The organism is Pseudomonas sp. GL-RE-29 (genome assembly GCF_019947275.1).
Classification (GTDB): Bacteria; Pseudomonadota; Gammaproteobacteria; order Pseudomonadales; family Pseudomonadaceae; genus Aquipseudomonas; species Aquipseudomonas fluorescens_A.
This window is the reverse complement of sequence record NZ_JAGYGD010000003.1, coordinates 209,989-229,031: the sequence shown is the minus strand read 5'-3', so window position 1 is coordinate 229,031 and position 19,043 is coordinate 209,989. Positions and strand designations below refer to the sequence as shown.

The following is a 19,043-nucleotide window of genomic DNA, read 5'->3' as shown; positions in this document are numbered from 1 at the left end:
TTGATTTTATAAGGGCATTTACGGCGCCGAATAGAACGGAAAAACCGATCACCTTCGGCTTTTCCGCCCGCCAAACTGCGCCGACCGCTGGTCGCTGAGGCGAAACATTGGCTTTGACATCAAGGTGCTATTTCGTTGACTATTTATACATCGCATACGATCTAGTCGATTGCGCTACGAATTAAACCCTTTGGAGATTCAGCCCTTGAGTATCGCAACCCACCACCTAGCGTTTAACGCGGCTCAACACACCGCTCACGGGCACAACGGCAACAACTGGATCATCAGTTCCAGCGACTGTGTTTCATGAAGCTGATTCAGCTCCGGGCCTTCTGCTCGGTGGTCGACAAGGGCAGTTTTCGCTCGGCGGCACGCGCACTGGACGCTGCCCAAAGTACGTTGACAGAGTCGATTAAAAGTCTGGAAAGAGAACTGGGGGTCACCTTGCTGGTGCGCTCCAGTCAAGGCATCAGCCTGACCCTGGCGGGCAAGGTTTTCCTGACCCGGGCACGCTCGATCGTTCTGGATTGCGATCGTGCTGTGCAAGACGTTCGGCAGTGCGATGGCATGCCCGAAGGTCAGATCGCACTGGGTGTCACAGCGGAACCCTTGGCTGCGTGCCTGATGCCGGTCTTCAGCAGTTTTACCCGCCGATTTCCTAACGTAAAACTGCATGTCGCCGGTGGACAGACGAAGAGGCTGATCGAGATGATTCGCGCTGGCCGGCTCGACTTCGTGATGGGTCCGTTGAGTCCCAATGTCTGTGATATCGACTTGCACATCGAGCGGCTTTACCGCTCGAAAACCAGCGTGATTGCGCGCAAGGGGCATCCCTTGGCGGATGCTCGTTCACTGAGTGATTTGGCCGATTGCCAGTGGATCAGTGTCCGGCCGGCCGGGGTGGCAGGTAGCGCAGAGAATCATCTGATCGATCTGTTCAAAGCCCAAGGCTTGCCGCCGCCAAATATCGTGGTCACCACCGAGTCGATGCTGGAAATTCTGCAGATCATTTCCGAGACGGATTACCTGACCGTCGAGCCGAGCAGGCTTCAAGGCATGAAACTGTTTTCCTCATCGCTTATCAACATTCCGATTCAGGAATCGTTGGAGACGAGTGAGGTGTGCCTGATTAGCCGTCGAGTGGCACCGTTCACTCAAGTGACACAAGAACTGACCAGCATGCTGATTTCCTACTCGCGCTTGCGTCACCGAGCCAAGGGATAAATCCCCCAAATCTTCAGCGCTAATATTTTGCCTTGCTCATCACATATGGAAAACCGTATATTCGGATATCCATATGTATCGAAGACACCACCGTGTTGAATCCCGCCGCCGTATTCAAATGCCTATCCGACGAAACCCGCACTCGGGCGACCTTGCTGATCACCCGCGAGGGCGAGTTGTGCGTTTGCGAGCTGGTCTGCGCGCTGGAGGACAGCCAGCCGAAAATCTCCCGCCACCTTGCCCAGCTCCGGGCATGCGGCCTGCTTCTCGATCGTCGCCAGGGTCAGTGGGTTTACTACCGGATCAACCCTGAGTTGCCAGAGTGGGTACGCACCGTTCTTGACACCACGTTGGCCGCCAACAGCGCCTGGCTTGAGGCCAACACGGCTCGACTTCATGCGATGGGCGACCGCCCTCTCAACACCGCCACCTGCTGCTGACCCTACGCCCGCCGAGATTTTTTATGCTTATAGCGTTCGCGATTTTCCTGTTCACCATCGTGTTGGTCATCTGGCAGCCCAAAGGCCTGGGCGTTGGTTGGAGCGCCACCTTGGGCGCCGTTTTGGCACTGATCACCGGTGTCGTGTCGCTCAACGATATTCCACTGGTGTGGAACATCGTCTGGAACGCCACCGCAACGTTCATTGCGCTGATCATCATTAGCCTGCTGCTCGACGAGGCCGGGTTCTTTCAATGGGCCGCATTGCACGTCGCCCGCTGGGCCAAGGGCAATGGCCGTCGACTGTTCGCCTTTACCGTTCTGCTGGGGGCCGCAGTCTCCGCGCTGTTCGCCAACGACGGCGCGGCGCTGATTCTGACGCCCATCGTTATTTCCATTTTGCTCGCCCTGCGTTTTTCTCCTGCGTCGACCCTGGCGTTTGTCATGGCCGCAGGTTTTATCGCCGACACCGCCAGCCTGCCGCTGGTGGTGTCAAATCTGGTCAACATCGTTTCGGCGGATTACTTCAACCTGGGCTTCAACGAGTACGCCTCCATCATGGTGCCGGTCAACTTCGTTGCCGTGGGCGCGACGCTGGCGATGCTGTACTGGTTTTTCCGCCGCGACATCCCGGAGCGTTATTCACTGGACGACCTGCAAGATCCGCGACATGCCGTGCGCGACCGGCTGACCTTTCGCGTCGGCTGGATTGTCCTGGTGTTGTTGCTGGTCGGGTTGTTTGCACTGGAGCCGATGGGCGTTCCGATCAGTGCCATTTCCGCGTTCTGCGCCGCGTTGCTGTTCGCCGTTGCGGCACGGGGCCATGTGATTTCAACCCGGCGCGTACTGCGCGAAGCACCCTGGCAGGTCGTGACTTTCTCGTTGGGCATGTACCTGGTGGTTTACGGGCTGAAAAACGCGGGCCTGACCACCTACCTGACGGAGATCCTCAACCATTTCGCCGACTACGGCATCTGGGGCGCGGCATTGGGCACTGGCTTCCTCACGGCCCTGCTGTCATCCGCCATGAACAACATGCCGACCGTGTTGGTGGGCGCGCTGTCGATTCATGCGAGTGACGCCACCGGCGTGGTGCGCGAGGCCATGATCTACGCCAACGTCATCGGCTCTGATCTCGGCCCGAAAATCACGCCCATCGGCAGCCTGGCAACTCTGCTCTGGCTGCACGTTCTGCAGCGCAAGGGCATCCGCATCACTTGGGGTTACTACTTCAAGGTGGGTGTGATTCTGACCCTGCCCATTTTATTCATCACCTTGTCTGCCCTGGCCTTGCGCCTTGGCCTCTAGCACCTGCCTGGAAAGAGGAGTCGCCATGCGCGTCCTGTTCATGTGTACCGCCAATAGCTGTCGCAGCATTCTGTCCGAAGCGATGTTCAACCATCTCGCACCGCAAGGCTTCCAGGCGATCAGCGCTGGCAGCTTCCCCAAAGGCCAGGTGCTGCCGCGCAGCCTGACGACGCTGCAGGAGGCCGGGATTGCAATTGACGGTTTAAGCAGCAAAGGCAACGAAGCCTTCGAAGCCAACCCGCCGGACATTGTCATCACTGTCTGCGACAAGGCCGCAGGCGAAGCATGCCCGGTGTACTTCGGTCCGGCTTTGAAAGCCCACTGGGGATTGGAGGATCCATCCGAGGTGAAGGGAGATGAGGCAGTCGTCGCCGCAGCCTTTCAAGCAACCCTGGCGCGCATCGAAACACGCTGCCGGGCCTTCCTCGCCCTGCCCTTCAGCCAACTTGATCGTGATGCACTGAAGCGCGAACTCGACCGCATCGGCACGCTATAACGGGAGCCCCCATGACCACCCCATTGCCCAATCTCGACACCTCGCTGACTCAGCCCATCGCCACTGACGACAGCCAACACAAGCCACGCATCCTGTTGCTGTACGGGTCGACCCGCGCACGCTCCTTCAGTCGACTGCTGGTCGAAGAAGCGGCCCGATTGCTCGAACACTTCGGTGCCGAGACACGGATCTTCAATCCATCAGGCCTGCCACTTCCCGATGACGCCCCCGGCGATCACCCGAAAGTCCAGGAACTGCTGGAGCTGATGCAATGGTCCGAGGGCCAGGTCTGGTGTTCACCCGAGCGTCACGGCTCGATGTCTGCCGTATTCAAGGCCCAGATTGACTGGGTACCACTGGCGTTGGGCGCGGTCCGTCCGACACAAGGCAAGACGCTCGCCGTCATGCAGGTCAGCGGCGGCTCGCAATCCTTTAACGTGGTGAATCAGCTGCGTGTTCTGGGACGCTGGATGCGGATGTTCACCATCCCCAATCAATCTTCCGTGCCGAAAGCCTTTCTGGAGTTTGACGAAGGCAATCGCATGAAACCCTCTTCGCTATACGACCGTGTTGTGGACGTCATGGAGGAGCTGGTGAAGTTCACGCTGTTGCTGCGCGATCGCCCGGATCTGGTGGACCGTTATTCGGAACGCAAGGAGTCGGCTGAAGAGCTGACCAAGCGTGTCAATCAAGGGTCGATTTGAAGGACAGTGATCACTTGAAAAAATGACTGGGCGTCTTCCCGAACTGCTTTTTGAACATGGTCGTGAACGCGCTGGGGCTGTCGTAACCCAAGGCTCCGGCAACATCGATGATTTTCTCCCCTACTGCGATGCGCTCCAGCGCCAACAGCAGCCGGGCTTGTTGACGCCACTGGCCGAACGTCATGCCTGTTTCCTTGTGGAACAGGCGCTGGATGGTCTTCTCATCAAGGTTCAGCCGGGCGCTCCAGTCCGCCAGCGTTGAACCGTCACCCGGATCGGTTTGCAGGGTTGAACAAATCGCGCCGATACGCGGATCAGCCGGTTGCGGCAGGTGCAGAGGCAAGGTCGGCAAGAGGGTCAGTTCGTCGACGATCAAGCGCAGAATCCTGGCTTCACGGGTATCGGCATCGATCGGCGCGGCGATGGTCACTGAGGTCTTGATCAGCTCGCTTAGCAGCGCCGAAATGCTCACCGCCCGGGTTTCGCCCGGGAGCTGCGGAAACTGGTCCGGGCGCACGAAAACGCTGCGCATCTTCAACGCACCAACACAGCGAATCGAGTGCACGTGGCCGCTGGGCATCCAAATCCCGCGGCTGGGCGGAACAGTCCACTGGTTCAGCCCCGAATGCACGACCATCACACCCTCAATCGCGTAGATCAACTGATGTTTGGCATGGGAGTGAGGCTCGATGAACCAGTTTTCCGGGTAGTCGGTAGCGCTGCTGCACACCGCCCAGGCCACTTCGTCCATCTCGAGCAGAAATTCTTCCAACGGTTTGATGATGATTCCCTTTTTACGATAGTTGTCGCCCGGATCGCGCGAGACAGGCAATTTTCTGAAATCTAGCATAGCCACCTGTACTCATGCCCAGCCCTTTTTTCACCCGTCCGGATGATCTGCGATGTCCACCAGCACTACCGCTTCAGCAAGCGCTTCAGTTGCCAGCCAGGCCAGCCCCTTGGTCATGCGCGTGATCGGCGCTTGCGCTCTGGCGCACCTGATCAACGACCTGATCCAGGCCGTCCTGCCGTCGATTTACCCGATGCTCAAGGCCAACTACGGTCTGACGTTCACCCAGGTTGGACTGATCACGCTGACCTTCCAGCTCACCGCCTCGCTGCTACAACCATGGATCGGTTATCACACGGACCGTCACCCCAAACCGTGGCTGCTGCCAGCGGGCATGGTGTGTACGCTGATTGGCATTTTAATGCTGGCCTTCGTCGGTTCCTTCCCGGCGATCCTCGTGGCCTCGGCGCTGGTCGGCATTGGTTCCTCGACCTTTCACCCGGAAACTTCCCGGGTTGCCCGCCTGGCATCGGGTGGTCGCTACGGCCTCGCACAGTCGACGTTCCAGGTCGGTGGCAACGCCGGTAGTGCCTTTGGCCCGTTGCTGGCGGCAGCGATCATCATTCCTTACGGCCAAGGCAACGTCGCCTGGTTCGGTCTGTTTGCGGCATTCGCCATCCTGGTTCTGTTCGGTCTCAGCCGTTGGTATCGCCAACACCTGAACCTGTTCAAGCTCAAGCAGGGCAGCAAGGCCACCCATGGTCTCTCCAACCGGCGAGTGACCTTTGCGCTGGTGGTGCTGGCACTGTTGGTCTTCTCCAAATACTTCTACATGACCAGCTTCACCAGCTACTTCACCTTCTATTTGATTGAGAAGTTTGACCTGTCGGTCGCCAGTTCTCAGCTGTACCTGTTTCTGTTTCTTGGCTCTGTCGCCGCAGGCACGTTCTTTGGCGGCCCTATCGGTGACAAGATCGGTCGCAAGAAGGTGATCTGGTTCTCCATCCTCGGCGCAGCACCTTTCACCTTGGCGTTGCCCTACGTCGATCTGTTCTGGACGGGTGTGCTGAGCATGGTCATCGGTTTTGTTCTGGCGTCGGCGTTCTCCGCCATCGTGGTTTTCGCCCAGGAACTGGTGCCGGGCAACGTCGGCATGATCGCCGGCGTGTTCTTCGGTCTGATGTTCGGCTTTGGCGGCATTGGCGCCGCCTTGCTCGGGCATCTGGCGGATATTCACGGCATCGAGTACGTGTACAACCTCTGCTCCTACCTTCCGCTGCTGGGGATACTGACAATCTTGCTGCCGTCTACCAAAGGGGTGTGAAGCTCTGTTCAAGACACGAGAGGCGCAGAATGACTCTGTGTATCACAGTGTATCTGGGCGACACCCCGATACATCGGCTTGCGTCTGGCCGTGCAATTCGACACACGCCAGATACGTCCCCGCGTTCAAATGCAGGCAAGGTTTGAAGGGGATCAACCAGAGCCCCTGACCCATGACATGCAACGGAGACATCCCCATGAAGATGGCAATGCACAAGGACAACACCGGCAAAACTCGCCGCGGTCTGGTCGGTTCTTCACTCCTCGCGCTCACCCTGTTCGGCGTGATCGGTGCGGCCCACGCTCAATCGACCGCAGCCGCGCAGCCAGCCGCGACCAATGCCGGTGTCTCCTATTCGGCGCCCTCTCCGTTCGGCCCGCTCAAGCATGTCAACGCCGGCCTGCTTGACGTGGCGTACGCCGAAACAGGCCCGGCCGATGGCCCGGTGGTGATTCTTCTGCACGGCTGGCCGTACGACATTCACAGCTATGACGAAGTCGCACCGTTGCTGGCGGCCAAGGGTTATCGCGTGCTGATGCCCTATGCACGCGGCTATGGCGACACGCATTTCCTGTCCGAGAAAACCGTGCGTAATGGTCAACCCGCCGCGCTGGCCAGCGACGTCATCGACTTCATGGATGCGCTGAAGATCAAACAAGCTGTGCTGGGTGGCTACGATTGGGGCGCGCGTTCCGCCGATATCGTCTCGGCGCTGTGGCCGGAACGGGTCAAGGCGCTGGTCTCGGTCAGCGGCTATTTGATCGGTAATCAGGCGGCTGGCAAGAACCCGCTGCCACCGAAAGCTGAATTGCAGTGGTGGTATCAGTTTTACTTCGCCACCGACCGTGGTCGCGCCGGGTACGAGAAAAACACCCACGACTTCGCCAAGTTGATCTGGCAACTGGCCTCGCCGAAATGGGCCTTCGATGACGCTACGTTCGACCGCAGCGCCAAGGCCCTGGAAAACCCCGACCATGTGGACATCACCGTGTTCAACTACCGCTGGCGTCTGGGCCTGGTGCAAGGCGAATCCCGATACGAGGCGCTGGAGCAGAAACTCGCGACGGCGCCTTCGATCAGCGTGCCGACCATCACCCTTGAAGGCGATGCCAATGGCGCACCGCACCCGAACCCGGAGGATTACGCCAAACGCTTTACCGGCAAGTACGAGTTCCGGTTGATCAACGGCGGCATCGGCCACAACCTGCCGCAGGAAGATCCGCAGGCGTTTGCCAAAGCGGTGATTGATGCCGATCACCTTTGAGTAGCGTCCCGCGATAAGCGCGTTCACACAGACGGCTCGTTTAACCAACGAGCCGTTTTTTTGTGCGCTTATTGCGGTTCAGCTTCGGTGAACGATCCCGTGCGCACCTCGCCGCTGGTGTCTTCATCCAACTCACAACTCAAGCACCAAGGGCGCATCGCCCTCCTTGGTTTGCGCAGGCACCGCACAACAAATCAGCACTTCCCCTTCTGCCGGCATTTCCGCGGGCAGGTTCAGATAATGCACTTGCCCACTGACCAGCCGGGTACGGCAGGTGCCGCACGATCCACCGCGACAACTGAAGTCCGGGTTCAGGCCACGGCTTTCAGCCAGCTCCAGCAAACTCCCGGCGCCCGGTTCCCAACGCGCCTCTTTGGATGATGCGGCGAACAACACTTTGACCGGGCTGCTGGCCGCCGGCACCTGCTCCACCGCAGGCGTCAGTTGGTCGCGCTGGCGTACCAGCGTCGAAGGGCCGAAGGTTTCCGCATGAATGCGATCATCGCCAATGCGCAACGCACGCAGGCTGTCGTATAGCGCTTGGGTAAATGGCCCGGGACCACACAGGTAAAAGTCGTAATCGTCCAGCGGCAGCAACGACTTGAGCAGTGCGATGTCGATGCGTCCGGCCAACTCGAAGTCTTCACCTTCGCTGGCGTGTTCCTCGGGTTGGCTCAGCAAGCGTAACGCACGAATTTTGTCTTTGGCGCGGGTCGCCAGTTCGTACAGCTCATCTCGAAACCCCAGTTCGGCCAAACTGCGTGCGCTCTGAATGAACCAGGTAGGGCGCGTCCGGCGGATGCGTTCTCCTTCATAAATCACTTCGCGCAACATCGAGAGCAAGGGTGTTACGCCAACACCGGCGGCCAACAGCACCAGCGGTCGACGCTCATCGGCCTGCACCGTGAAGCGTCCCTGAGGAGTACGCGCCTCAATCAAATCCCCGACTTGAATACGCCGATGCAAATGCGCCGAAACGAGCCCGTCACGCTTGACGCTGATGCGAAAAAAACTGTCGGACGGTGCGCTCGACACACTGTAGGTCCTGACCAGCGGAGCCTCCCCTTCAGCGACGCAAATGCGCACTGGCAAGTGTTGCCCTGCCTCGAAGCGCGGCAAACCGGCGCCATCGTCGGGTTCCAGGTAAAACGAGCGAATCGTGCTGCTTTCATCAACAATGCGGGTCACCCGCAACTGTCGCCATTGGTCGCGCAAGGCGTCGGCCTGCAAGCGGCCATCGGCCTGTTCCCAGCTACCCGTCATCAGACTGTTGGGCGAGAAGCCTTCAAACTGCCATCGCAACGCCAACGTCGCGGGACGTCGAATCACCTGATCCACCGTCAACGTCCAGAGCCGTTCTGCGCCCTGAAATGCAGCGATCTCGGGGCCGTCGAGAATGATCTCGGTGCGGCCGGCGACCTGAAGCACATCACCTGATTCGAAATCGACGAACAACAATCCCGCCCGGGGATTGAGCAACAAATTACCCAGGGTATTGAAATGCAGGTTGCCGGCGAAGTCTGGAATCTTCAGCACGTTGCCTTCAATCCTGACGAAACCTGAATTGCCGCCCCGGTGCGAGACGTCCACTGCGCGTTGCGCGGGATCTCCATCCAGGTCCAGGTAACTGGCGATAAAGAAGGTGTCGACCTTGCTGATCGTCGCCTTGGCGGCCTGATCGAGTTGGTCGAGATGCTCGGCCTGAGTGGCTGCCGAAGCGTGCCCGAGGCTGACGGGCTCCACGCTGCGCAGCTGGATATATTGCGGACAGTTGCCGAAACTGTGCACCACCGAAACCGCGCAACCGCCAGGGAAAGCGCGGCTGATGTTGCCGTTCATGCGATTGCGCCTGCGGGTCTTCAGATCGATGCCGAGAATGCCTACGGCAGCCCCTTCTGTCAGCGCGGGCGTGACCGGATCACCTTCGGCGGGCAGACGATCGAGTTGCAATATTCGCGGATCGGGGGAATGGGCAAAACCGGGCGGGCCTTCTATCAGGGTCGCCCAGGGCGTGCCTCGTTCATCGACGGCGCCCAACACCAGATAAGGCAGTTGGCTGTAAAACAATCGATGCTGGTCGGGCATGTAGTCGCGCACGACCCGGCGCCCGTTTATTTCCATGCGATCGGCAACGCCGATGGTTTCCTGCAATTGCCGCTCGCCCGCATGCCAAGGCGATGTGCCGGTCTCGTCCGTCTGATTCATGATCACCTCTAGGCGTCGTAAACAGGTGCACTTCACTCGCCGACTCATCGTTGTGGCGTCGGATTCTGCGGCGTAACCATCAATATATTGCGAAAGCAGATGCTCCCCTTTAACGGCACGGGAGAGAACTACCAAAAAACACAATCCACTGTTTCACTCGCTGAAATGCCGTCGACTGTCGGAGCCTGTTTGATGATGCCTGGAGCACTGCCACGCCCTGATCGAGCACGCGTTGCATTGGCTCAACTGGCATCCGGTCGCATGGCCGGATGCTCGCGCAGGCCGTTAACGACATGGTCAACAAAACTGCGTACCCGCATCGAAGCCTTGCGTCCTTCGCGGTACACCACCTGCACCGGTAGCGCCGGCAACTCAAACGGTTGCAGGACCCGACGCAATCGTCCGCTGTTCAGATAGTCGTACAACGGATAACTCGAACAACGGGTCAGCCCGGCGCCGTGGGCAGTAGCGTCAATGGCCGCCTGGACCGTTGCACAACTGACCCGCGCGGGTGCCTTGATGGCGGTCAGCTCACCCTCCATTTGAAAGTCCCACTGAATACTGTCGCGCCAGGCTTGTGTGGCAACCAGGCGATGATGTTTGAGATCCGTCGGTAAGCTCGGCTCGCCGTGAGTGGCGAGATATTCGGGGCTGCTGCAAACGATCGAGCGTACATGGCCAACCGGCCGTGCAACCAATGACGAGCTGGGCAATTGGCCGATCAGCACTGCCACGTCCAGCCCCTCTTCGTTCATGTTTGGAAAACGATCGTGGTAATGGGCGAATACCCTGACTTCGGGATACGCCTCCATGTAACTGGCCAGCAACGGCGTCATCACATCACCGCTGAACTGCAACGGCAGCAGCACCTTCAGGTTTCCTTGAGCCTCGACGTGCAGACCCTTGGCGGAAGCTTCCGCCTCTTCAACGCCCTTGAGGATGCGCGAGCAATCCGTCATAAACGCAGCACCCGCGTGCGTCAGCGCGACCCCGCGCGTGCTGCGCTGCAAAAGCGCAACACCCAGGCGCGCTTCCAGCCGGGCGATGGCACGCACCACCGTAGGGCCGGACACACCGAGACGACGGGCTGCCGATGCAAGGCTGGGGCGTTCCGACAGCGCAACGAACATCTGCATCTCATGGAAACGATCCATCAGGCCGTGCTCTTGACGGCTGGTTTAAGCGCCGTGTCCTGTGCCAATCGCTCTGCGAGGAAGTCGACGAAAGTGCGCACTTTGGCGGGTACTCGTTGGTTCTTTTGATACACCACCTGAATAGGCAGCGCTGGAGGTTCGAAGGCCTGCAGCACCACTTCCAACCCGCCATCGGCGACGTGGCCTGCCACCTGATAGGACAACACCCGAGTGATCCCCCAACCCAGGCAAGCAATATTGATCGCCGCCTGATTCGCGGTCACTACCAGGCGCGGGTTAACGCGCAAGCTCAAGGCATTGCCATCCTTTACAAATTGCCAATCGCTCAGCAGGTGGCTGGCGGACGACATGACAATGTTGGCCGCGCTCAAATCCCCAGGGTGCTGTGGTCTGCCGTACCGCTCAAAATAAGCGGGGGCTGCGCATATCACCTGACGCACTTCTCCTACCTTGACGGCGTGCTGACTGTTCTCGTGCAGATGACCGATGCGTATCGCCACATCAATGCCTTCGTCTGCCATGCTCACCACGCGGTCGACCAGCAAGGCATTGACGTGCACGGAGGGAAACCGATCCAGATATTCCGCCAGCAGCGGCGCAATGAACAACTCGCCAAACAACACCGGCGCCGTCACCGTCAAATGCCCGCAGGGGATCGAATAACTGCCGGCGGCGGCCTCCTCCGCTTCCTCCACTTCGCCGAGAATACGCCGGCAATCTTCCAGATAACGTTGGCCGGCTTCGGTCAGATGCAAGCTGCGGGTGGTACGCGACAGTAACTGGGTGCCGATCCGCTCCTCCATCCCGGCAATGGCCCGCGTCACGCTTGGCGGCGAGATGTTCAGGCGGCGGGCGGCGGCGGCAAAACCCTCCTCCTCGGCGACGGCCATGAAAATCTGCATTTCCTGAAATCGATCCATTGACGAGCCTTTCTGGGTGAAGAAATGGCGAAGCCCCTGAACGCTTCCGCGCGCAGCAGCATTGGCCAGTATTGTTGGCTATTGCGAATTTCGCACGCACGCCCGACCGACTTCGGAACAGGCGAATGCGATTCGGGAGAAAACGGCGGGGAAAACCGAAGGACTGGAACTTGTCGAATGTGATTACAACAAGCTCCAGCGGATCGAATCAGGCCTCTTGCAAGCCTGTCGCGGTACGTTGCATGCCGACAAAACGCGGCAACGCTTCAATGCGACCGAGCCAGGCACGGACGTTAGGATAATCAGTCAGTGCAACATTGCCCTCAGGGGCGTGGGACACATACGTGTAGGCCGCGACATCGGCAATGGTCGGTTTGTCGCCGGCGAGAAACTGGCTATCTCCCAACTCATGCTCCATGACCTTGAGCAAGCCATGGGCGTTACTGATGGCCTCTTCAGCGTTGTAACCGGCACCGAATACGGTGATCAGTCGAGCCCTGGCGGGTCCCGAATTGATCTGGCCCGCGGCCACCGACAGCCAGCGCTGGACGCTGGCTTGTGCTTCCGGATCGCTCGGCAACCATTGGCCATCGCCGTATTTGGCAGCGAGGTAAGTCAGAATCCCGTTCGAATCCGCCAGAACGGTGCCGTTGTCATCGATCACCGGCACTTGGCCAAAGCGGTTGAGCGCGAGGAATTCAGGCGTCTTGTGTGCGCCTTTCATCAGATCCACAAAGACCAGTTCGGTAGGCAGGCCAAGCAGGGACAGCATCAATTCGACCCGATGTGAGTGACCGGACAGCGGGTGACGATAAAGTTTGATTGCTTGCTGGGACATGACGTACTCCGATTATTTGACGGTTCGACCCGGTAGTCGCGTCGATCGCCTATCTTCTACTCCCGTCCGGAACAGCGGTATTACCAGCTTTTACAATCCAGCATTTCATCTGGTGGAACAGTCAGCGAAACCAGCTCCTACAGGGGGGATGCGTGTGTCGGCAGGGTGAGTTCACGCGTGCTGATCTTGGTCTTTACCGGTCAATTGCGCTGCTGTTTCAACCAGCAACTGCCGAAACCATTGGTGGGCTGGATCATTTCGATAACGCACGTGCCAGGCGATCTCCACCGGAAACGTTCCAAGATCCACGGGGGCCTGCACCACTTTCAGCCTAGGGTCCTTGGCGATTTGGTTGCAGATCAGTCGAGGCAGCGTCGCGCAGTAATCGGTGACCGCGATGATTTCCGGTACCGCCAGAAAGTGGGTAACGGAAATAGCCAGCTCGCGCCGCAGCCCCTGCCGTTCAAGCGCCTGGAACACCCCGGCCCTGAGTCGTCCTGGTGGTTGAACATTGACATGACGCAGCTGCTCGTATTGCTCCCGCGACAGGCTGTCTTCGATGTCCGGGTGATCGATGCGCACGACGCAAGCCAGGCCATCGTCCATCAAATGCTGAAGGATCAAATTGTCGGGCGGATCGATGATGCGGCCCAGCACCATGTCAGTCGTTCCCGAGATCACCCCCGTTTCCACCAGATCATTGCCGAATGGCGTCAGGGACATCTTGATCCCGGGCGCCAGATGTCCAAGCTTGGCGATGATGCTCGGCATGAGCACGATCTCGACGTAACTGTTGGCAGCAACGTTGAACTGCCGGGTAGCCGTGGCCGGATCGAAGTGCTGCCGGCCAACCAGAACTTCATCGAGCCTGCCGAGCGTCTCGATAATCACAGGCGCAATCTCTTCGGCGAACTGGGTCGGTTTGATGCCGTAACGTTCACGGATAAACAGAGGATCTCGTAACGTATCGCGTAGCCGATTCAAAGCGTTCGACAACGCAGGCTGTGTGATGCCTAGACGTAGCGCGGCGCGGGTGACGCTGCGTTCCTCCATGAGCGCAATGAAAACCGGCAAGAGATTGAGGTCGTATCGCATAAGTGCTCACGCGTTGGTTAACGATGCAGCAGTCATAATGCCAGATGAATATCTAAAATAACGTAAGTAAATTTCTCGAATAACTGACCTTGACGCAAAGTTAGGCCAACCAAAAGGTTCTGCCCAATCCCTCGTCAAGGAGTTCGCCATGAGCATCAAACACGTACTGTTCATTCTGACCAACGCTGCCGAAATCGGCCCCAACCAACGCCGCACCGGCTACTTCTTCCCTGAAGTCGCCCACCCTTACGAGGTCTTCGCCGAAGCAGGCGTAGCGGTGGAATACGCCTCGCCACTGGGCGGTACACCGCCGGAAGATGGCTACGATGAAAGCGATCCTTCGCAGCTCGCCTTCCGTAATAGCCTGGCGATCCGCCGCATGGCTAACAGCCGCAAGTTATCGGAAGTGGATGTGCTCGACTACGACGCCATTTTCTTCCCGGGTGGCCTCGGTCCGATGGTGGATATCGCCAATGACTCGGACGTGAAACGTGCTGTCGAACGTGCCTGGAACGGCGGCAAAATCGTGGCAGCTGTCTGCCATGGCCCGGCGGCATTCCTTGGCGTCAAACAGGAAGATGGCAGCCCATTGGTCCGCGGACGCAAGCTGACCTCGTTCTCCAATGATGAAGAGTCTGGCTACGCACAGGCAGATGTGCCGTTCAATCTGGAAGATGCCCTGCGCGCCGAGGGTGCCGAGTATTCGTCGGCCGATGTGTGGCAGGAAAAGGTCGTGGTCGACGGCCGCCTGCTGACTGGCCAGAACCCGGCTTCGGGCGGCCCGCTGGCAAAAGCGATTATCGAGGCGCTGCGCTAATCATCGTCATGGGCGAGCCCGGCCAGATAGCTGTTCGAAGGCATCTGGCCGGGTCTTCAGTCTCGAAAAGCCAGAGACAAAACCTGTACAAACACTGAGGTTTTAAGCATGTCCGCTTATGTTATTTTCATCCGCGAAACGACAACCAACGAAGCAGAAATGCAGCAGTACGCGCAGAAGGCGCCAGCCGCCCGAACGGGCCACGACATCACCCGCCTCGCCTTCTATGGCCAGCTCGAAGTGCTGGAAGGCTCGGCGGCGGAAGGCGTCGCGATCCTGCGTTTTCCCGACATGGCCGCCGCGCGCGCGTGGTACAACAGCCCTGCCTATCAGGAGGCGCGACTGCATCGCATGAAGGGCGCGCAGTACCGGATGTTGCTGGTTGAAGGCAGCGATGTCACACCGGCATAAACACCCAACGCAAACGCCAGCGGTCTGCGCCAACACAGTCAACACACTATGAGGTCCATCTCGTGAGCAAAGCGTCTTATGTTCCTCCCAAGGTCTGGAAAAACAACGCTCCATCCGGTGGCCAATTCGCCAGCATCAACCGCCCTGTTGCCGGCCCGACCCATGAAAAGACGCTGCCAACCGGCAAGCATCCATTGCAGTTGTATTCACTGGCCACGCCCAATGGCGTGAAGGTGACCATCCTGCTGGAGGAACTGCTGGCGCTTGGGCATAGCGACGCCGAGTACGATGCCTGGCTGATCCGCATCGGCGAAGGTGATCAGTTCTCCAGCGGCTTTGTCGAGATCAACCCGAACTCGAAGATCCCGGCGCTGCTGGACCGCAGCGTGGAGCCACCGATCCGTGTCTTCGAGTCCGGTTCGATCCTGCTCTATCTGGCGGAAAAGTTCGGCGCCTTCCTGCCCACCGATCTCGCAGGACGCACCGAAACCCTGAATTGGCTGTTCTGGCAGATGGGTTCGGCACCCTACCTGGGCGGCGGATTCGGGCATTTCTACGCCTACGCGCCGGAGAAACTCGAATACCCGATCGACCGTTTTACGATGGAAACCAAGCGGCAGCTGGACGTCCTCGACCGCCGCCTTGCTGAAAGCCCTTACCTGGCCGGTGAAAATTACACCATCGCCGACATCGCGGTCTGGCCCTGGTACGGCCAATTGGTGCGGGATAACGTGTACTCGGCTGCCGAGTTTCTATCGGCCCACCAATACACCCACGTGCAGCGCTGGGCGGAAGAAATCGCCAAACGGCCTGCGGTCATCCGTGGCCAGCGCGTCAACCGGACGTGGGGCGATGAGGAAAGCCAGGTGCCGGAACGGCATCATGCGGACGACTTAGGCTGATCAACGCATACGTCCGGCTTTACTGTAGGAGCTGCCGCAGGCTGCGATCTTTTGATCTTGATCTTCCACCGGTCCCAAGAAGATCAAAGTCAAAAGATCGCAGCCTGCGGCAGCTCCTACAAGTGCGCGTACATCCCTTCATCACCGGAGGTTGGCAATGAAACTCAAAAACTCACTGGCAGCGCTGATGGTCACCACCAGCCTTTTCGGTTGCACCACGTCTTCCAACCAGAGCGTTAACGTTACGTTGGTGGCCACCCGGCAAAACATCGGTCAGATCGGCAATGTCGTGTTGTCCGAGTGGGACAAACAGACCGGGCTGAGCTTCTTCATCAGTGGTGCGCCCAGTGGAGTGGTACTGCCCTTGCGCCTTTATTCCTTCATCAACAAAGGCAGCTGCCAGCAACCCGGGCCAGTCGCCTACGCCATGAATGATCGAGTCAACACCGAACGCCAACCGATCCGCGGCTGGGCATTCTCAAGAAGCGCACCGGTGCCATTGCAGACCTTGCTTGCCGGTGAATACTCCATCCTCGTGCGCACCACCGCGACCGATGGCAACGTCGATATTTTTTGCGGGGATATCAAGCAGGGCACAAACCTGTAGGAGCCGCCGCAGGCTGCGATCTTTTGGGGCCGCTGCGCAGCCCAGCGGGAGCAAGCTCCCTCGCCACGGTTTAAATGTGAAGTTGAGATTTTACGTGCATTCAAATCGAACAGCTGCTCCCTCCGTGCTTTTCCACATACTGCTGATGATCTTCATCCGCCAGTTGAAACTCACCCAACGGCACGATCACCGTGGCCACGGGTTTGCCCAATTGCCCCGAGGCGTCGAGCTGCTGTTTCGCGGCTTGCGCGTCGTCGGCCTGGCGGGCTGAATTGAAGAACAATGCCGAACGATATTTCACGCCGACATCGGCGCCCTGGCGATCAATCGAGGTGGGATCGTGCAGTGTCCAGAAATGCTCGATCAGGCGGCTGTAGGGAATTTCCCGGGTGTCGAAGTCGACCTGGACCACTTCGATGGACACCGCCTCATCACCGGCCGGGCTGGCAAAGCCGACGCGGCTGTCGAGCACGCCTGGCAAGGCTCTGAATGACGCCTCGGCACCCCAGAAACAACCGGCACCAAACGTCGCCTGTTCAACAAATACGTCTTTTTGCGAATCACTCATACGCTAACAGCCTCTTTTTGCGGCAGCAGATGCTCGTGCAACTGCGCGATATGTTCAGGCCCGATACCACAGCAACCTCCGACGATGCTTGCACCCGCAGCTACCCATGACCTTGACCAGTGCAGATAAGACTCGGGGGTCAGGTCAGCACGGATTTCGAGCAAGGTGCTGTTGGCCTTGGCCTGGGTACTGACGGGTGGAAAGGCATTGGCGTAAACCCCCAGCTCAATACTTTTGCCAAGGCGCTGGATGACCGATTGGGCTTGCGCCAATGCAGCCGTCATGACTTCTGGCTGACTGCAGTTGAAGAGCACTACTTTGGCGCCCAGCCCGGCAGCCACTTGCACCGCATCGGCCACCGGTTCGCCAGAGCGCAGACGTGGCGCTCCGTCGGCCTCATCAAGCAGCGTAAAGGACAGCCACAAAGGCTTGGGATCTACGCCCAAGGCTTCGACGACTGCACGCACTTCCGCGATGGAGCTCTGGGTTTCCGCCAGCCAGACATCCACCTGATCTTGCAGCCCGGCAATCAACTGCCGATGGATTTCGACGCTGCGCTGATGATCGAACAGGTCCGGGCGATAGGAACCCAGGGCCGGCGGTAGTGAGCCGGCCACCGTGACCGGCTCGGAGTTTTCCGAGGCTGCCTGGCGAGCCAGGCGTCCGGCCCGCTCGGCCAGCGAACGGCCCTGTTCGGCAAAGCGCTGATCGCCGATATGAAACGGCACCACCGCGTAGCTGTTGGTGGTGACGATCCGGGCACCGGCGGCAATGAACGCCCGATGCGCTTGCAGCACGAAATCCGGCGATTCGATCAGTGCCAGCGCCGACCATTCCGGTTGCCGGAACGGCGCGCCGATACGTTGCAGCTCCCGCCCCATGCCGCCATCAAGCAAACGCACTGACGATTGGGTCATTGGTTCACGCTCACTTTCTGCGTCGGACCCGCCAGCCACTGATCAACCGTGGCACCGTTCGCCTTGACCCAGGCCTTCGCGGCAACGTCAGCCGGCTGCTTTTCCTTTTCGATCTTCAGAATCAACTCGTTGAGCTGCTTCGGCTCGATGGCGACGTTTTGCAGGAACTCGGCAATTTTCGGTGCGCGCTTCTGCAATGCAACGGAGGCCAGGACGTGGACTTTGGCATCCGGGAACGCGCAGGTGATGCGGCTCTTGTTCAGCCAGTCCGGATCAACCGTCGGGCTGATGAATTTCCAGCAACCGTCGGCCTTGTACAGCGGATCATCTTTTTTGTTGTCCTGGGCGTAACCGTCAAACGCAGGCTCTTCCAGGCGACGCAGGTCGAAAGCGGAGAAAATCCAGTCTGGGGTGTAGGCATAGAACACCACGCCACGCTCAGCCTTGTACGCCGCGGACAACTTGGAATAGGTCACGGAGGCTTCAGTGGAGACCGCCTCGAATTTATCGGCGAACTGGTAATCCTTGGCCTTGATTTGACCGATGTAAGTCGACTCCCAGCCCGCTGGCCCCACCAGCAATTGTGCCTTGCCACCGCCCAGTGGCTCGAACAGCTTGGCCACTTCCGGTTTCTTCAGGTCGTAGACCGATTTGACCCCGTACTTGTCTTGCAGATAGCCCGGGATATAGAAACCTTGCTCACCCGCGTACGGGTGGCTGTTCGGGACCAGTGAGCGGGTGCCACCGGTGACGTACTTGGCCCAGGCGGCGGACTGATTGGGCAACCAGATGTCGGTCAAGACATCCACTGAACCATCGCCTTTCGAGGCGGCGCTGAGCAACACCGGGACATCGCCAGCCAGGTAGGAAACATCGGCGTCCAAGCGACTTTCAAGCACTTCGCCGAGGATGTATTGAATGGCGATGGCACCGGTCCAGTTTTGCTCGCCAATGACGATTTTGTCCTTGGCCATGGCCGCGCCGGAGGCAATCACGGAGGCCAGTAATGCAGTCGTACCCAAGGTGCGCGATAGGCGTGTCTTCACGATAATTCTCACTG

At 59.0% G+C, this 19,043-nt stretch carries 20 protein-coding genes; 11 read left to right on the top strand and 9 right to left on the bottom strand.

The window, feature by feature from the left end; translation table 11 throughout:
* Positions 1-306 precede the first annotated feature (306 nt).
* The 5 genes from KGB21_RS04485 (at position 307) to arsH (ending at position 4,171) form a co-directional block, all read left to right on the top strand.
* On the top strand, positions 307-1,224 hold the full coding sequence (locus tag KGB21_RS04485; RefSeq protein ID WP_223503843.1) for a LysR substrate-binding domain-containing protein: 918 nt from the start codon (positions 307-309) through the stop codon (positions 1,222-1,224).
* A 92-nt stretch (positions 1,225-1,316) separates the two neighbouring features.
* Positions 1,317-1,664, top strand: coding sequence for a metalloregulator ArsR/SmtB family transcription factor (locus tag KGB21_RS04480; protein ID WP_223503842.1), 348 nt, complete (start codon positions 1,317-1,319; stop codon positions 1,662-1,664).
* 23 nt (positions 1,665-1,687) lie between these two features.
* Positions 1,688-2,971, top strand: coding sequence for an arsenic transporter (locus tag KGB21_RS04475; RefSeq protein WP_223503840.1), 1,284 nt, complete (start codon positions 1,688-1,690; stop codon positions 2,969-2,971).
* Between the two features lie 25 nt (positions 2,972-2,996).
* Positions 2,997-3,467 (top strand): arsenate reductase ArsC, encoded by a 471-nt coding sequence (locus KGB21_RS04470; RefSeq protein ID WP_223503837.1) that lies wholly within the window; start codon positions 2,997-2,999, stop codon positions 3,465-3,467.
* Between the two features lie 11 nt (positions 3,468-3,478).
* Entirely contained in the window at positions 3,479-4,171 is a 693-nt protein-coding gene (gene arsH / locus KGB21_RS04465) for an arsenical resistance protein ArsH (RefSeq protein WP_034150488.1), read from the top strand.
* A 10-nt stretch (positions 4,172-4,181) separates the two neighbouring features.
* Here arsH and KGB21_RS04460 read toward each other — a convergent pair whose 3' ends face one another.
* A complete protein-coding gene (locus tag KGB21_RS04460) occupies positions 4,182-4,955 on the bottom strand; it encodes an AraC family transcriptional regulator (RefSeq protein WP_223503954.1) in 774 nt (257 codons plus the stop codon).
* Between the two features lie 118 nt (positions 4,956-5,073).
* On the opposite strand from KGB21_RS04460, the gene KGB21_RS04455 reads away from it, so the two are divergent.
* Positions 5,074-6,285: an MFS transporter gene (locus KGB21_RS04455; protein WP_223503835.1), complete on the top strand. Its 1,212-nt coding sequence runs from the start codon at positions 5,074-5,076 to the stop codon at positions 6,283-6,285.
* A 196-nt stretch (positions 6,286-6,481) separates the two neighbouring features.
* Positions 6,482-7,549 carry an alpha/beta fold hydrolase gene (locus KGB21_RS04450; protein WP_034150486.1) on the top strand — a complete coding sequence of 356 codons (1,068 nt, stop codon included), beginning with the start codon at positions 6,482-6,484 and terminating at the stop codon, positions 7,547-7,549.
* A gap of 132 nt (positions 7,550-7,681) precedes the next feature.
* Here KGB21_RS04450 and KGB21_RS04445 read toward each other — a convergent pair whose 3' ends face one another.
* The 5 genes from KGB21_RS04445 to KGB21_RS04425 all read right to left on the bottom strand — a co-directional run bounded on the left by KGB21_RS04445 (position 7,682) and on the right by KGB21_RS04425 (position 13,761).
* Entirely contained in the window at positions 7,682-9,754 is a 2,073-nt protein-coding gene (locus KGB21_RS04445) for a pyridoxamine 5'-phosphate oxidase family protein (RefSeq protein WP_223503833.1), read from the bottom strand.
* Between the two features lie 242 nt (positions 9,755-9,996).
* The gene (locus KGB21_RS04440; RefSeq protein ID WP_223503831.1) at positions 9,997-10,908 is read right to left on the bottom strand and encodes a LysR family transcriptional regulator; all 912 of its coding nucleotides are present in this window, start codon (positions 10,906-10,908) and stop codon (positions 9,997-9,999) included.
* Positions 10,908-11,828: a LysR family transcriptional regulator gene (locus KGB21_RS04435; RefSeq protein ID WP_223503829.1), complete on the bottom strand. Its 921-nt coding sequence runs from the start codon at positions 11,826-11,828 to the stop codon at positions 10,908-10,910. The genes KGB21_RS04440 and KGB21_RS04435 overlap by 1 nt, the downstream gene beginning before the upstream one ends.
* A 208-nt stretch (positions 11,829-12,036) precedes the next feature.
* Positions 12,037-12,666, bottom strand: coding sequence for a glutathione S-transferase family protein (locus KGB21_RS04430; RefSeq protein WP_223503828.1), 630 nt, complete (start codon positions 12,664-12,666; stop codon positions 12,037-12,039).
* Between the two features lie 171 nt (positions 12,667-12,837).
* Positions 12,838-13,761 carry a LysR family transcriptional regulator gene (locus tag KGB21_RS04425; RefSeq protein ID WP_223503826.1) on the bottom strand — a complete coding sequence of 308 codons (924 nt, stop codon included), beginning with the start codon at positions 13,759-13,761 and terminating at the stop codon, positions 12,838-12,840.
* A 148-nt stretch (positions 13,762-13,909) separates the two neighbouring features.
* On the opposite strand from KGB21_RS04425, the gene KGB21_RS04420 reads away from it, so the two are divergent.
* The 4 genes from KGB21_RS04420 (at position 13,910) to KGB21_RS04405 (ending at position 16,498) form a co-directional block, all read left to right on the top strand.
* On the top strand, positions 13,910-14,578 hold the full coding sequence (locus KGB21_RS04420; protein ID WP_223503824.1) for a type 1 glutamine amidotransferase domain-containing protein: 669 nt from the start codon (positions 13,910-13,912) through the stop codon (positions 14,576-14,578).
* A gap of 108 nt (positions 14,579-14,686) precedes the next feature.
* A complete protein-coding gene (locus KGB21_RS04415; protein WP_034150478.1) occupies positions 14,687-14,989 on the top strand; it encodes a DUF1330 domain-containing protein in 303 nt (100 codons plus the stop codon).
* A 62-nt stretch (positions 14,990-15,051) separates the two neighbouring features.
* Complete coding sequence (gene yghU / locus KGB21_RS04410) at positions 15,052-15,891, top strand: glutathione-dependent disulfide-bond oxidoreductase (protein WP_223503822.1); 840 nt, start codon at positions 15,052-15,054, stop codon at positions 15,889-15,891.
* 157 nt (positions 15,892-16,048) lie between these two features.
* The gene (locus KGB21_RS04405; RefSeq protein WP_223503820.1) at positions 16,049-16,498 is read left to right on the top strand and encodes a hypothetical protein; all 450 of its coding nucleotides are present in this window, start codon (positions 16,049-16,051) and stop codon (positions 16,496-16,498) included.
* A 100-nt stretch (positions 16,499-16,598) separates the two neighbouring features.
* Here KGB21_RS04405 and msrA read toward each other — a convergent pair whose 3' ends face one another.
* The 3 genes from msrA to KGB21_RS04390 are packed head-to-tail and all read right to left on the bottom strand — an operon-like array spanning position 16,599 to position 19,041.
* Positions 16,599-17,066 (bottom strand): peptide-methionine (S)-S-oxide reductase MsrA, encoded by a 468-nt coding sequence (gene msrA, locus KGB21_RS04400; protein ID WP_223503818.1) that lies wholly within the window; start codon positions 17,064-17,066, stop codon positions 16,599-16,601.
* A complete protein-coding gene (locus KGB21_RS04395; RefSeq protein WP_223503817.1) occupies positions 17,063-17,983 on the bottom strand; it encodes a homocysteine S-methyltransferase family protein in 921 nt (306 codons plus the stop codon). Before KGB21_RS04395 ends, msrA begins: the two co-directional genes overlap by 4 nt.
* Positions 17,980-19,041 carry a glycine betaine ABC transporter substrate-binding protein gene (locus tag KGB21_RS04390; protein ID WP_034150473.1) on the bottom strand — a complete coding sequence of 354 codons (1,062 nt, stop codon included), beginning with the start codon at positions 19,039-19,041 and terminating at the stop codon, positions 17,980-17,982. Before KGB21_RS04390 ends, KGB21_RS04395 begins: the two co-directional genes overlap by 4 nt.
* Positions 19,042-19,043: the final 2 nt, after the last annotated feature.

Excerpts from the sequence above, each read along its gene's own strand:
- msrA (WP_223503818.1), bottom strand. The coding sequence starts at position 17,066 with ATGAGTGATTCGCAAAAAGACGTATTTGTTGAACAGGCGACGTTTGGT.
- KGB21_RS04425 (WP_223503826.1), bottom strand. The coding sequence starts at position 13,761 with ATGCGATACGACCTCAATCTCTTGCCGGTTTTCATTGCGCTCATGGAG.
- KGB21_RS04435 (WP_223503829.1), bottom strand. The coding sequence starts at position 11,828 with ATGGATCGATTTCAGGAAATGCAGATTTTCATGGCCGTCGCCGAGGAG.
- KGB21_RS04440 (WP_223503831.1), bottom strand. The coding sequence starts at position 10,908 with ATGGATCGTTTCCATGAGATGCAGATGTTCGTTGCGCTGTCGGAACGC.
- arsH (WP_034150488.1), top strand. The coding sequence starts at position 3,479 with ATGACCACCCCATTGCCCAATCTCGACACCTCGCTGACTCAGCCCATC.
- KGB21_RS04395 (WP_223503817.1), bottom strand. The coding sequence starts at position 17,983 with ATGACCCAATCGTCAGTGCGTTTGCTTGATGGCGGCATGGGGCGGGAG.
- KGB21_RS04470 (WP_223503837.1), top strand. The coding sequence starts at position 2,997 with ATGCGCGTCCTGTTCATGTGTACCGCCAATAGCTGTCGCAGCATTCTG.
- KGB21_RS04475 (WP_223503840.1), top strand. The coding sequence starts at position 1,688 with ATGCTTATAGCGTTCGCGATTTTCCTGTTCACCATCGTGTTGGTCATC.
- KGB21_RS04450 (WP_034150486.1), top strand. The coding sequence starts at position 6,482 with ATGAAGATGGCAATGCACAAGGACAACACCGGCAAAACTCGCCGCGGT.
- KGB21_RS04415 (WP_034150478.1), top strand. The coding sequence starts at position 14,687 with ATGTCCGCTTATGTTATTTTCATCCGCGAAACGACAACCAACGAAGCA.
- KGB21_RS04455 (WP_223503835.1), top strand. The coding sequence starts at position 5,074 with ATGTCCACCAGCACTACCGCTTCAGCAAGCGCTTCAGTTGCCAGCCAG.
- KGB21_RS04430 (WP_223503828.1), bottom strand. The coding sequence starts at position 12,666 with ATGTCCCAGCAAGCAATCAAACTTTATCGTCACCCGCTGTCCGGTCAC.
- KGB21_RS04445 (WP_223503833.1), bottom strand. The coding sequence starts at position 9,754 with ATGAATCAGACGGACGAGACCGGCACATCGCCTTGGCATGCGGGCGAG.
- KGB21_RS04420 (WP_223503824.1), top strand. The coding sequence starts at position 13,910 with ATGAGCATCAAACACGTACTGTTCATTCTGACCAACGCTGCCGAAATC.
- KGB21_RS04405 (WP_223503820.1), top strand. The coding sequence starts at position 16,049 with ATGAAACTCAAAAACTCACTGGCAGCGCTGATGGTCACCACCAGCCTT.
- KGB21_RS04485 (WP_223503843.1), top strand. The coding sequence starts at position 307 with ATGAAGCTGATTCAGCTCCGGGCCTTCTGCTCGGTGGTCGACAAGGGC.